This is a genomic window from Tersicoccus mangrovi (assembly GCF_036881825.1).
Taxonomy (GTDB): Bacteria; Actinomycetota; Actinomycetes; order Actinomycetales; family Micrococcaceae; genus Tersicoccus; species Tersicoccus mangrovi.
This window is the reverse complement of sequence record NZ_JBAJMW010000003.1, coordinates 211,929-224,345: the sequence shown is the minus strand read 5'-3', so window position 1 is coordinate 224,345 and position 12,417 is coordinate 211,929. Positions and strand designations below refer to the sequence as shown.

The window sequence follows — 12,417 nt, the reverse complement described above, 5'->3', positions numbered from 1 at the left end:
CGATCAGTCGACGGCGAAGTCGCCGGCCTGCTGCCGGAACCGGGCGAGGATCCGGATCAGTGCGTCGACGTCGTCGGTGTCGAACCCGGTGTCGGTGAAGACCTCCCGGTTCAGGGCCTCCGTCGCCCGGCGCGCCAGGTCGCGTCCGTCGGAGGTGAGCCGGATCAGCGTCGTGCGCCGGTCCACCGGGTGCGGCGTCCGGTCCACGAGGCCCGCGGCCTGCAGCCGGTCCACGGCGTTGGTGACCGACGTCGGGTGGACCTGCAGCAGCGAACTGGCCCGGCTCATCGGCAGCTCCCCGCGCCGCGTGAACGCCAGCAGCGTCAGCAGCTCGTAGCGCGAGAACGTCAGGGCGAACGGCTTGAGCACGCCCTCGATGCGCAGCATCAGCAGCTGCTGGGTGCGCATGATCGCGGTGACCGCCGCCATCGGCGCGGCCTGGGCCTCCCAGCCGCGGCGCTCCCAGTTCCGCTGCGCGTCAGCGATCGGATCCCGCGGCAGCGGCTGATCCATCCTCGCCTCCCTCGCCGGAGCTCGAGTCGGTGCCTGCACCGGCGCGGGTTGCGGCCGCACCGGTTGCGGCCGTGCCGGACCCGTCCGTCCCAGACCCGCGCGGGGACGGGAAGTCCGTGTCGGTGTACTCGACGCCGAAGCCCTCCAGCGGTGTCGTCTGCTGTGCCGTTCCCTGCGGGGCCGCCGTCGTGCCCGACCCGTGCCGCGCCACCTCGGCCGCACGCAGTTCCACCCGGCGGATCTTCCCCGAGATCGTCTTCGGCAGCTCGGCGAACTCGAGCCGCCGGATCCGCTTGTACGGGGCCAGGTGCTCGCGGCAGTACCGCAGGATGTCCTCGGCCAGGTCCGGGCCCGGCTCGTGGCCGCCGACGAGGACGACGAACGCCTTGGGCACCGAGAGGCGCAGCTCGTCGGGGGAGGGGACGACGGCGGCCTCGGCAACGGCGGGGTGCTCGATCAGCACACTCTCCAGCTCGAACGGGCTCAGGCGGTAGTCGCTGGACTTGAAGACGTCGTCGCTGCGGCCGACGTAGGTCAGCACCCCGCGCTCGTCCCGGGAGGCGATGTCCCCGGTGCGGTAGAAGCCGTCCCGGAACACGTCGGCGGTGCGCTCGGGGTCGCCGTGGTAGCCGCGCATCAGCCCGATGGGCCGCGGGTCCAACCGGAGAGCGAGCTCGCCCTCGTCGGCCTCCTCGCCCGTGGCCACGTCGAGGAGCACGACGTCGTACCCCGGCAGCGGACGGCCCATCGCGCCGATGGTCAACCGCTGGCCGGGCGCGTTGCCCACCTGCACCGTCGTCTCGGTCTGCCCGAATCCGTCGCGGATGGTCTGCCCCCACGCCGCGGCCACCCGGTCGATCACCTCGGCGTTGAGCGGCTCCCCCGCGGAGACCAGCTTGCGCGGCGGGGTCCGCAGCTGTGTCAGGTCGGCCTGGATGAGGTAGCGCCACACGGTCGGCGGCGCGCAGAAGCTCGTCACCCCGTGGCGCTCCATGCTCGCCATCAGTGCCGCCGGGTCGAACCGCGAGTAATTGTGGATGAACACCGTGGCTTCGGCGATCCACGGCGCGAACACGTTGGACCACGCGTGCTTGGCCCAGCCCGGCGACGCGACGTTCAGGTGCACGTCGCCCGGCTCGAGGCCGATCCAGTACATGGTCGACAGGTGGCCCACGGGGTAGGAGGTGTGCGTGTGCTCGACGAGCTTGGCCCGCGACGTCGTGCCCGAGGTGAAGTAGAGCAGCAGCAGCTCGTCCGCGCCCGTGGGGGCGTCCGGGGTGAAGGTCTCCGCCGCATCGGACGACTGCGCGTAGTCCAGTCGTCCGTCCGGCACCGTGCCGCCGACCTGGACGACGCGGTAGTCGCCCGGCACGTCGTCGAACTTGTCGGCGTCCTGGACGGCACTGTGCCCGGCGCCCTGGGGGGCTGCGTCCCCGGCCGCCACCGCCCACCGGGCCTCGCCGCGCTCCACCCGGTCGCGCAGGTCGGCCGGTCCCATCTGCGTCGTCGTGGGGATGAGCACGACGCCGAGCTTGATGCCGGCGAGCATGAGCTCCCACAGCTCGACGCGGTTGCCGAGCATGAGGATCATCCGGTCCCCGCGTCGCACGCCCTGCTCCCGCAGCCACGTCGCGACCTGGGCGGACCGCCGGGACAGCTCGGCCCACGTGTGGTGCACGGCCTCGCCGTCCTCCTCGACGATGACGAGCGCATCCGTGTCCCCGCGCGGGCCCGCGGCGACCGCGTCGAACCAGTCGAGGGCGAAGTTGAAGTGCTCGAACCGGGGCCACGCGAACTCGGCGACGGCGGCCGCGGCGTCCTCGCGCAGCTCGACGAGCCGGTCCCGTGCGGCGCGGAAGCGCTCGGTGACCGTGCCGGACGCGTGGGACTCGGACTGTATGGGCATGGGACCTCCGACCGGGGCGGTGTTCGAGATGCGGCGTTGAGGTGCGGCATTCGTGATTCAGATCACATCGGACTATACTTGGACATCCAACCATGTGGAAGTCTCGATCAGACTCCGCAGACGTGGCCGTACCCGTCTCCACACCGAGGAGCCCGCACCGTGCGCCCCATCGACACCGCCCTCTCCGACACCGCCGCCGACACCGGCACCGCCGCCATGAGCCCGGCACTCCGACCCGCCGCCGCCGCCGCCGCGGACGCCCTCGACGGCCTCCTGCCGCTCGACGTGCTCGACGTCGCCGGCGCGCTGCCCGAGACGGAGCAGCGGCGCCTGGCCGAGGCCACCGCATGGCTGCAGGAGCGGGTGCGACCGGCGAGCATCGGGCCGTGGCAGCGCGACGAGTTGCCGCGTGACCTGCTCGCCGACCTGGGCGATCGCGGCTACGGCAACCTGGGTCTGGAGCCCGGCAGCCGTCTCTTCACCGGTCTGCTGCACGCGCAGCTGGCCCGCGCGGACGTCTCCCTCTCCTCCGTCGTCGGCATCCACAACGAGCTCGTCGTCGGCATGATCGAGGCCCTCGGCTCCGCCGAGCAGCGGGAGCGGTTCATCCCGGGGCTGTCGCGGTTCGCGACGCTCGGCTCGTTCGCCCTGACCGAGCCGGATCACGGGTCCGACATCGCCGGCGGCCTGGCCACGACGGCCCGGTGCGACGGCGACACCTGGGTCATCTCGGGCGCCAAGCGGTGGATCGGCCTCGGCACCGTCGCCGACATCGTCCTCACCTGGGCTCGCGACGAGGCGGACGGCGTGATCAAGGCGTTCATCGTCGAGACCGACCGGCCCGGCTTCGCCGCCACGAAGATCGAGCACAAGCTCGGCCTGCGGATCATGCAGAACGCGGACCTGACCTTCGACGACGTCCGGGTGCCCGAGGAGAACCGGCTGCCCGGAGCGCTGGGTTTCGCGGCGGCCAACCGGCTGCTGTGCGACTCCCGCGCCTGGGTCGGCTGGCAGGCCGTCGGCGCCCAGCTCGCCGCCGTCGACATCGCGCGCCGCTACGCCCTGGACCGGCAGCAGTTCGGCCGCCCGCTCGGCGCGTTCCAGCTCGTGCAGGCCGCGCTCGCGGAGATGTTCGGCAACCTCACGCTCAGCCTCGGGCTCATGACGCAGATCGCCCGCACGCAGGAGGAGGGCCGCCTGACGATGCCGCAGGCGGCGCTGGCCAAGTCCACGCTCACGCGCCTGGCCCGCGAGACGCTGTCCGTCGGGCGCAACCTGCTCGGCGGCAACGGCATCCTCACCGATCACGAGATGGCCAAGCTGCTCGCCGACGTCGAGGTGCTGCACACCTACGAGGGCTCGTTCGAGATCAACACCCTCATCGTGGGGCGGGCCGCGACCGGGATCTCCGCCTTCGTCTGAGTCGGCGGAATCCGACCCATCCGCAGGGTGTCACGACGTCGAATACCTCACATCACGAGGCGTTCACTGGACATTCACGCGGCGTCGGTTTCAGACTTGTTGACTGGTGTCGTTACCGACCGGTCGGTCTCGATCATGTGACGATCGTCCCGTCGGACCGGGTGTCCACACACCCGGGAACGCCACGCAGACACGTCTCACGAGAGAGCCGACCGATGACCACCCTCCGGTCCGAACACCCCGATCCTTCCTACTTCCTGCTCCACGTCAGTGACACCCACCTGCGTGCGGAGGGCCGCGTCGGCGGCGTCCTCGACGCCGAGGAGCGCACCCGGGGGGTGTTCGAGCAGATCAGGACGGCCGGCGGTTCTCCGGACGCGATCGTCGTCACCGGCGACCTCGCCGACCACGGTGAGGCGGACGCCTACGCCGCCCTGCGCGCCATGGTCGACCCCGTCGCCGAGAGTCTGGGCACTCGGATGATCTGGGTGATGGGCAACCACGACGACCGCGCCAACCTGCGGGAGCACCTGCGCGGCGACGCCCGCACCACCGAGCCGATGGACGAGGTGCACTGGGTCGGCGGCCTGCGGATCATCGTGCTCGACACCACCGTGCCCGGCTACCACCACGGTGAGCTCTCCGACCAGCAGCTGCGCTGGCTCGCCGACGAACTGTCCGTGGCCGCACCGGACGGCACCCTGCTCGCGATGCACCACCCGCCGGTCCCGTGCGTCCAGGACCTCGCCGCCCTCGTCGAGCTGCGCGGCCAGTCCCGGCTCGCGGACGTCGTGCGCGGCAGCGACATCGTCTCGATCCTCGCCGGGCACCTGCACTACTCGACGACCGCGACGTTCGCCGGCATCCCCGTCTCCGTGGCCTCGGCGACCTGCTACACACAGGACCTCACGCGGCCGGTCGACGCCGACAGCGGGATCCGTCCGACGATGGGGCGAGACGCGGCGCAGACCTACAACATGGTGCACGTCTACCCGGACACCGTGCTGCACACCGTGGTTCCGGCCGCCGGTGGCGACCTCGTGGGCGAGCGTGTGGACGCCGAGGAGGTGGCCCGGCGGCTCGCCGCGGCCGGCCACGACGTCCGCACCGCCCCCGCGTCGCGGAGCCTGGCCTCAGCCCTCTGAGGCCGTCTCCCGCTTCGCGGTGTCCTCCGGCACGGAGGTCTTCTCCCACGGCGCCGGGATCGGGAAGTAGCGGGTCAGGAAGTCCGTCACCCGCTGCTGCCGTTCCTCCGCGCTGACCTCGGGGAACGAGCCGTCGTTGAGGCAGAAGAAATCCTGGTTGCGCTTCCGCAGCATCTTGTCCAGCTGGTTCAGCCCGCTCGGCACCGTGGTGTCCACGTACTTGACCTTCGCGCCCACCTTGGTCACGGCCCGCCCGGTCAGCAGCGCGTAGTAGTGGTACAGCGAGTTGGTCACGGAGATGTTGTCCTTGGCCCGGAACCGGCTCGCCGCGGTCTCCGCGAACTCGGTGCTGAACTCCTGCTCCATCTCCCGCAGCACGCTCTTGCGCAGCGGCGCGGCCGTGTGCTCGAGGTGCCGGGTGGTGATCCGCCCGAACTTCTCGTACAGCAGCCGGCGGTTCACGCGGGCCGCGTTCTCGAACCCGGAACGGTCCAGGTGGTTGTCGCCCAGTCCGATGCGGGTGCTCGCCTCGATGAACTTCGTGATCCCGCCGGGGGAGAAGAACAGGTCGGGGCCGATCGGGCGGCCGAAGAACATGTCGTCGTTGGAGTAGAGGAAGTACTCGCTGAGCCCCTCGATGTTCTGCAGCTGCGCCTCGATCGCCTGCGAGTTGAACACGGGCAGCACGGACGGGTCCGCGAAGTGGTCCTCGGCGCGCACGACGGTGACGGCCGGGTGCTCGGCGTCGAGCCAGTCCGGCAGGGCCGAGTCGGTGCACAGGAAGATGCGGCGGACCCACGGAGCGAACATGTGCACGGACCGCAGCGCGTACCGCAGCTCGTCGATCTGCCGGTACCGGGCCTCCGCGGCATCCCCTTCCCCGAGCACGACGCCGGGCAGGTAGGACGCGCGGCGGGCCAGCAGCTCGGCGTCCGATCCGTTGACCCACGAGAAGACGATGTCGATGGGGAAGTCGATGTCCGTCGCGTGGTCGGCGAACATGTTCTCGATGGTCGGCCACGTCCGCCCGAACCGCTCGACCGTGCCGCGGACCGCCTCGTCGGCCGGCAGCGTGCGCCGGGTGATCGAGTTCTCGATCGGCAGCTGCAGGGTCTCGCCCTCCCACTTCCACAGCTCGATCTGCACGCCGGTCTCGTGCCCGTAGAGCAGACCGCCGTGCGGCACCACCCGCGGCCGGTAGAGCCGGAACATGCGGGCCTTGGTGCTCTCGGCGAGCTTGCCGTCGGCCACCAGCAGGGCGCGGTTCTTGCGGGCGTCGACCGTCACCGAGTAGAACGGCTCGTCCTGGCAGGCGGCGACGAGCGCCTCCTGCAACTTCTTCCGCTCCGTCCAGGGCACCGCGATCACGGGTCGCGCGTCGTTGCCGCGCACGAGCAGCAGAGAGATCCCGGCGCGGTCCAGGGTGTCCCGGACGAACAACAGGTCCTCGACCATCGCCTCGTGCGGAGTCAGGCCGTCGTTGACCAGCGCGTACCCGCGGGCGCTGTGGATGACGTCCGGCCGGTCGGCCAACCTCCGTCCGGCCGCGGCGGAGGTGACCTCCTGGACCGTGGTCAGATAGGTCTCGTCCTCCGCGGTCGCGTGATAGACGTCGTTCGGCGTGACGGTGGGATTCACAGCATCCTTTCCTGGACGGTCTCGCCGCCATGATAGGTCCTCACGGTGTCGCGGGGTGCGGGCGGGTGCGGGGAGCGGCCGCGCGAGCGCCGGCGGGGCGCCCGGGTAGCGCTGGATAGACTGGCGTGCATGAGCGCACCCCCTTCACTCGACGCCGCCCGCGCGCGCCTGCAGGAACTGATCAGCGAGCTCGCCGTCGTGCGCGGCCGGGTCACGCTGGCCAGCGGGATGGAGGCCGACTACTACATCGACCTGCGCCGCGTGACCCTGCACCACGAGGCCTCCCCGCTGGTGGGTCGCGTGCTGCTGGACCTCATGGACCGCAACGGGCTCGGCGACGTCGACGCCGTCGGCGGCCTGACGATGGGCGCGGACCCGGTGGCGACATCGATCATGCACGTGGCCGCGGCGGACGGCCGGGAGCTCGACTCCTTCGTCGTGCGCAAGGCGCAGAAGTCCTACGGGATGAGCCGGCAGGTCGAGGGTCCCGACGTGGCCGGACGCCGGGTCGTCGTCGTCGAGGACACCTCGACCACCGGCGGCTCCGCGCTGACCGCCGTCGAGGCCCTGACGACCGCGGGCGCCGAGGTGGTCGCGGTGCTCGTGATCGTGGACCGCAACACGGGGGCCCGCGAGCGCATCGAGCAGACCGCCGGCGTGCCCTGCCTGGCGGCGTTCAGCAAGGACGACCTCGGGCTCTAGCGGTGGACGGTCTGCCGGACCTCACGCGGGCTGCGGACCAGCTGCGGTTCGCCGGCCGCCTGGGTGCGCTGTCCCGGCGGGCGTTCCTGCGGACGGCCGTCGTCGGTGCCGTGCTGGCCACGGACCTCGGCATCACCGGTCGCATCGCGCACGAACGGGCGATCCACACGGTGCAGGGGGTGGGGTCCGACGCGGACACCCTGCACCCGGCCACCAGCTGGCTCGTGCTGCCCGGCTTCAAGCTCAGCTGGGAGGAGAGCCAGTGGGTGCTGGCCTCCCTCGCGCCGACCATGGTCTCGTGGGGCCGGCTCGCCTGGGCCGGCTACTCCAACGAGGGCCTCGAGATCGCCGCGCTGACGCGGGCGGCGCTCGCGTATGCGAGCGAGCGGGGTATCACGTCGATGCTGCTCTACGGGCACAGTTTCGGCGGCATGCTCGCCGTCCAGCTCGCCGTGCGGCTGCGCCGGGCGGGGTTGACGGTGCCGCTCATCGTCCTCGACTCGACGCCGCACAGCCGCCTGGACGTGCTGAACTCCCGCTGGTTCGACGGGCTCGTCTACTCCTACGAGCTCGGCTATGCGATCCCCTCGACCGTGCGGGCGGCGATGGAGTTCGGTGAACGGGTCGCCAACAAGAACGAGCGGACCTGGCAGCAGATCGCCGATCAGACCGCCGCGCAGCTGAGCCCGCTCGCGCCATCGAACATGCTGATCCAGTCCGAGTCGGCGTACATCTACAACTACGACGTCGGGGTCTTCGCGAACGATCTCGGCTCGACGGCGGTCGGCTACCTGGGCAACGCGGGCGACGACACGGTCGACGCGGTCAACGCCGCCGCCGGCTGGGCGGACGCGCTGCCCCGCAACTTCGTGCCGCCGCTCGTCTCCACGGCCGGGGCCCGGCCCCCGCACGCGAGCCCGAACTGGAACCCGCAGCTGTACCAGCAGGCGCTGGACCGGTTGTGCTGGCAGTGCCTGCCGGTGCCCCGCGCCATCGGGACGGCGAGCCCCGCAGGACCCTGATACCCGGTCCGACGCGACGACGATCCCGGCTGCCCGTCACAGGTCCTTGAGCAGCGCCCCGACGTGGTCGTAGATCCGGTTGGGCCGGAACGGGAAGGTGCCGAGCTCGTCCCGGGTCGTGATCCCGCTGAGGACGAGGACGGTCAGCAGCCCCGCCTCCATGCCGGCGATGATGTCGGTGTCCATCCGGTCACCGATCATCGCCGTCGTCTCCGAGTGCGCCTCGATGCGGTTCATCGCGGACCGGAACATCATCGGGTTGGGTTTGCCGACGATGTACGGCTGCCGTCCCGTGGCCTGGGAAATCAGGGCCGCGACCGCGCCCGTCGCGGGGAGCACGCCCTGCGGGGAGGGGCCGGTGACGTCCGGGTTGGTCGCGATGAACTTCGCGCCGTCCATGATCAGCCGGATCGCGGACGTGATCGCCTCGAACGAGTACGTCCGGGTCTCCCCGAGCACGACGTAGTCCGGCTCGCTGTCCGTCAGGATGAAGCCCGCCTCGTGCAGGGCCGTCGTCAGGCCCGCCTCCCCGATGACGAACGCGCGGCCGCCCGGGGCCTGGTTGGCCAGGAACTGGGCGGTGGCCAGGGCCGAGGTCCAGATGTTCTCCTCCGGCACGGGCAGGCCGGACCAGGAGAGCCGCGCGGCGAGGTCCCGCGGCGTGTAGATCGAGTTGTTGGTGAGGACGAGGAAGCGGCGCGAGGTGTCCACCCAGCGCTCGATCAGTTCGGCAGCGCCGGGAATCGCCTGGTTCTCGTGCACCAGGACCCCGTCCATGTCGGTGAGCCAGCACTCGATGTCCTGGGGGTTTCTGATGGTGGCCTCCTCAGCACGGTGGCAAGGGCGGATGCCCCGATCCTGCCACCGTTGCCGCCCCCACGCGAGGCTTCGGCGGTGTGATGCCGCTGACGGGTCGTCCGTCGCGAACGGCGCGGTCGCCGGAGGGCCGGAGGGCCACCGGCGCCCCACTACGGTGAGACGGTGACGATCCCGCCCGACGCCGAGCCCTCCGATTCCTTCGACCCCGCCGCCGAGAACGCGGGGACGGCAGCCTCCGCGGCCGAGCCGGTGCTGCCGGTGGGCGTCGGTCCGTGGGAGGGGCCGTGGCCGGAGGGGGAGCACTGGGATCCGGACCTGCTGCGCCACGGGGACGCCCGCAACGTCGTCGACGCCTACCGCTACTGGCGGCACGAGGCCATCGTCGCGGACCTCGACGAGCAGCGGAACCCGTTCCACGTCGCGATCGAGAACTGGCAGCACGACGCCAACATCGGCTCGATCGTCCGCACCGCCAACGCCTTCCTCGCAGCCGAGGTGCACATCATCGGCCGCCGGCGCTGGAACCGGCGCGGGGCCATGGTCACCGACCGGTATCAGCACGTGCGCCATCACGAGACGCTGTCCGACTTCCTCGCCTGGGCGCGGGACGCCGGCCTGCCCGTGCTCGCGATCGACAACGGACCTGGCTCCGTCCCGCTGGAGACCGCCGATCTGCCGCCGGCCTGTGTCCTGGTCTTCGGCCAGGAGGGCCCCGGCCTGACCGACGCGGCCCATGACGCCGCGGAGGCGACGCTCTCGATCGCCCAGTACGGGTCGACCCGCTCGATCAATGCGGCCGCGGCGGCCGCGATCGCGATGCACGCCTGGGTCCGGCGACACCGGTTCCACCAGCGCCCGGTGATCTGACCGCCGGCATCGACGCGAGCCGTCGGCACAGGAGCCCGCCACATGAAGCGGCTGGCACCGGCACCCGGGGGGACAGGGTCGATACCAGCCACTCTCCACCTCGACCGGGCGGGGGATGGGGGACGAGTCGCCGCCCGGGAGGTATCAACAGCTTAGCCCATCATCTCGATAAACGAGAGAGATTCGCGTGGTCTCCCGGAGATCGGTCCGTCGCCCTCTCCGGACGCACCACCGACTCCCTTGCACAACATCGACGACCTGTCGAGATCTTTCGGAAACCTCACTATCCGCCTAGGCTCCCGCCCATGTGGGCGCACAGGGCGCCCGCCAAGCGAAGAGGTTTCGAATGAGAGCCTTCCGACGCTCCGCCGGATCCCGGCGAGCCGCCGCACTCGCCGCAGGCATCACCTGCCTGCTGACCATCGGCGCGACCGGCGCGGTCGCCGCGCCACCCGGCCCCCACACCCTGGCCGGTTCCGTCCCCTCCTGGGCCACCGCGGCCAACGACCAGGGCGCCGCCGCGACCGACACCTCGGTGGAGGGAGAGATCTACCTGCCCCTGCGGAACGCGGACCAGGCCCGGGCGCTGGCGACGGCGGTCTCCTCGCCGACGTCCCGCGACTACCGTCACTGGCTCAGCCCACAGCAGTGGATCCAGCGGTTCTCCCCGACCCAGGCCGACCTGAACAGCGTCCTGGACTACCTGAAGGCGCACAACGCCACCATCACCGCCGTGCCCGAGAGCCGGCAGTTCGTCGTCTTCCGGACGACGGCGGCCCAGGCCGGCGCCGCGTTCGGCACCCAGCTGCACCGCTACAACCACGGCGGCCGATCCGTCGTCGCTCCGTCCACGGCCGCGTCCGTGCCCGCCGCGCTGGCCGGCAAGGTGGCGGGCATCAGCCTCGACCAGGGCCGTCTGCTCACGCACCCCGATCTCGTGAAGCCGGACGCCCCGTCGGCCGCGTCGCGCAAGGCCGCGGCCGCGACCCCCGTCGTGCAGACGCCCTGCAGCACCTACTGGAACGAGCACCAGGTGACGGTGCCGCCCGCCTACGGCGGCAACACCCAGTACGGGACGTACATCTGCGGCTACCAGCCCAGCCAGCTGCAGTCCGCGTACGGCCTGACGAACTACACGAAGCACGGCATCGACGGGCACGGCCAGACCGTCGCGATCATCGACGCCTACGCGTCGCCGACCATGCGGCAGGACCTCAACACGTTCTCCACCGCCGCGGGTCTGCCGCAGGTCACGGGCTCGACGTACCGCGAGATCGTCCCGGATCCGTCGCAGTTCACCGACCAGGCCGCCTGCGCGGGGCCGAGCGGCTGGCAGGGCGAGGAGGCCATCGACACCGAGGCCGTGCACGGCGTCGCTCCGGGTGCCTCCATCTTGTACGTCGGCGGCACCAACTGCGGTGGCGGGCTGGACGTGGCGATGGCGAAGATCCTCGACCGCAAGCTCGCGAACATCGTCAGCAACAGCTACGGCAACCAGGGCGAGAACCTGCCCGCCGACGCGATCGCCGGCGAGGTGAACGAGCAGATCCAGGCCGCCGCCGAGGGCATCGGCCTGTACTTCTCGAGCGGTGACTCCGGTGACGAGGCGGCCGCGCTCGGCTACCCCGACCCCGACTTCCCGGCGAGCTCGCCGTGGGTGACGTCGGTCGGTGGCACGAGCCTCGCGGTCGGCAAGAACGGGAACTACCTGTTCGAGACGGGCTGGGGCTCGTCGCGCCAGCAGATCGTCAAGACCTCGACCGGTGGGCTCGCCTACGCCGGGCCCCTGCCGGGAACGTTCCGGTTCGGCGCCGGCGGCGGACCCAGCCTGCTGTTCCCGGAACCGGCGTACCAGCAGGGCGTCGTGCCGTCGTCGCTGGCGAACGGCCACCGCGTCTCCCCGGACATCGCGGCCATCGCCGACCCGTACACCGGTTACCAGATCGGGTTGAGCCCGATCGTCGACGACACCACCCTGCAGACCGGGGCCTACGTCAACGAGACCTACGGCGGGACGTCGCTGGCCTCCCCGGTCGTGGCGGCCCAGATGGCGATCGCGCAGCAGCTGACCCACAGCACGCTCGGCTTCGCGAACCCGACCATCTACCTGACCGATCGGTACGCGCCGAGCCTGTTCCGCGACGTCCTGCCGCAGAACCCGCAGCAGGCGCTGGTGTTCACCAGTGACGTCACCGGCTCGAGCTACCTGATCACCCTCGACACCGACTCGTCCCTGAAGACGACGCGTGGCTACGACGACGTGACCGGGGTCGGGAGCCTGTCGCTGAACCTCGCGGCGGCCATGTTGCGGCGAGGCTGACCGCGCGTCACCCGACCCGGGAACGGGCCGGGTGACGCGATGATCGCCCACAGCGCCCCGGCG

10 protein-coding genes are annotated in these 12,417 nt (G+C 71.2%); 6 read left to right on the top strand and 4 right to left on the bottom strand.

All coding sequences use genetic code 11. The features are described 5' to 3' along the window. Positions 1 to 3 precede the first annotated feature (3 nt). Both V6N00_RS07130 and V6N00_RS07125 read right to left on the bottom strand, forming a co-directional pair. Entirely contained in the window at positions 4 to 513 is a 510-nt protein-coding gene (locus tag V6N00_RS07130; protein ID WP_334231384.1) for a MarR family winged helix-turn-helix transcriptional regulator, read from the bottom strand. Beyond that, a complete protein-coding gene (locus V6N00_RS07125) occupies positions 479 to 2,419 on the bottom strand; it encodes an AMP-binding protein (protein ID WP_334231383.1) in 1,941 nt (646 codons plus the stop codon). The genes V6N00_RS07130 and V6N00_RS07125 overlap by 35 nt, the downstream gene beginning before the upstream one ends. Before the next feature lie 216 nt (positions 2,420 to 2,635). Here V6N00_RS07125 and V6N00_RS07120 point away from each other — a divergent pair, with 216 nt between their 5' ends. Together V6N00_RS07120 and V6N00_RS07115 are read left to right on the top strand one after the other, a co-directional pair. Continuing rightward, the gene (locus V6N00_RS07120; protein WP_416385052.1) at positions 2,636 to 3,841 is read left to right on the top strand and encodes an acyl-CoA dehydrogenase family protein; all 1,206 of its coding nucleotides are present in this window, start codon (positions 2,636 to 2,638) and stop codon (positions 3,839 to 3,841) included. 215 nt (positions 3,842 to 4,056) lie between these two features. Beyond that, a complete protein-coding gene (locus V6N00_RS07115) occupies positions 4,057 to 4,986 on the top strand; it encodes a phosphodiesterase (RefSeq protein ID WP_334231381.1) in 930 nt (309 codons plus the stop codon). On the opposite strand, the gene V6N00_RS07110 is transcribed toward V6N00_RS07115, so the two are convergent. Next, positions 4,975 to 6,624 carry a stealth family protein gene (locus tag V6N00_RS07110; RefSeq protein ID WP_416385044.1) on the bottom strand — a complete coding sequence of 550 codons (1,650 nt, stop codon included), beginning with the start codon at positions 6,622 to 6,624 and terminating at the stop codon, positions 4,975 to 4,977. The genes V6N00_RS07115 and V6N00_RS07110 overlap by 12 nt on opposite strands. 129 nt (positions 6,625 to 6,753) lie before the next feature. Here V6N00_RS07110 and pyrE point away from each other — a divergent pair, with 129 nt between their 5' ends. Next, positions 6,754 to 7,326 carry an orotate phosphoribosyltransferase gene (gene pyrE / locus V6N00_RS07105; RefSeq protein ID WP_334231380.1) on the top strand — a complete coding sequence of 191 codons (573 nt, stop codon included), beginning with the start codon at positions 6,754 to 6,756 and terminating at the stop codon, positions 7,324 to 7,326. 2 nt (positions 7,327 to 7,328) lie between these two features. Next, positions 7,329 to 8,348 (top strand): thioesterase domain-containing protein, encoded by a 1,020-nt coding sequence (locus tag V6N00_RS07100; protein ID WP_334231379.1) that lies wholly within the window; start codon positions 7,329 to 7,331, stop codon positions 8,346 to 8,348. Between the two features lie 36 nt (positions 8,349 to 8,384). Here V6N00_RS07100 and V6N00_RS07095 read toward each other — a convergent pair whose 3' ends face one another. Further along, positions 8,385 to 9,125, bottom strand: a complete 741-nt coding sequence (locus V6N00_RS07095; RefSeq protein WP_334231378.1) for an HAD-IIA family hydrolase — start codon at positions 9,123 to 9,125, stop codon at positions 8,385 to 8,387. Between the two features lie 204 nt (positions 9,126 to 9,329). Between V6N00_RS07095 and V6N00_RS07090 the strand changes: the two genes are divergently transcribed. Together V6N00_RS07090 and V6N00_RS07085 are read left to right on the top strand one after the other, a co-directional pair. Further along, the gene (locus tag V6N00_RS07090; RefSeq protein WP_416385043.1) at positions 9,330 to 10,034 is read left to right on the top strand and encodes a TrmH family RNA methyltransferase; all 705 of its coding nucleotides are present in this window, start codon (positions 9,330 to 9,332) and stop codon (positions 10,032 to 10,034) included. 346 nt (positions 10,035 to 10,380) lie between these two features. Next, on the top strand, positions 10,381 to 12,354 hold the full coding sequence (locus tag V6N00_RS07085; protein ID WP_334231377.1) for a S53 family peptidase: 1,974 nt from the start codon (positions 10,381 to 10,383) through the stop codon (positions 12,352 to 12,354). Positions 12,355 to 12,417: the final 63 nt, after the last annotated feature.

Bases quoted from the DNA above. Each gene is read 5' to 3' on its own strand.
- V6N00_RS07130 (WP_334231384.1), bottom strand. From the start codon at position 513: ATGGATCAGCCGCTGCCGCGGGATCCGATCGCTGACGCGCAGCGGAAC.
- pyrE (WP_334231380.1), top strand. From the start codon at position 6,754: ATGAGCGCACCCCCTTCACTCGACGCCGCCCGCGCGCGCCTGCAGGAA.
- V6N00_RS07125 (WP_334231383.1), bottom strand. From the start codon at position 2,419: ATGCCCATACAGTCCGAGTCCCACGCGTCCGGCACGGTCACCGAGCGC.
- V6N00_RS07115 (WP_334231381.1), top strand. From the start codon at position 4,057: ATGACCACCCTCCGGTCCGAACACCCCGATCCTTCCTACTTCCTGCTC.
- V6N00_RS07120 (WP_416385052.1), top strand. From the start codon at position 2,636: ATGAGCCCGGCACTCCGACCCGCCGCCGCCGCCGCCGCGGACGCCCTC.
- V6N00_RS07095 (WP_334231378.1), bottom strand. From the start codon at position 9,125: ATGGACGGGGTCCTGGTGCACGAGAACCAGGCGATTCCCGGCGCTGCC.
- V6N00_RS07085 (WP_334231377.1), top strand. From the start codon at position 10,381: ATGAGAGCCTTCCGACGCTCCGCCGGATCCCGGCGAGCCGCCGCACTC.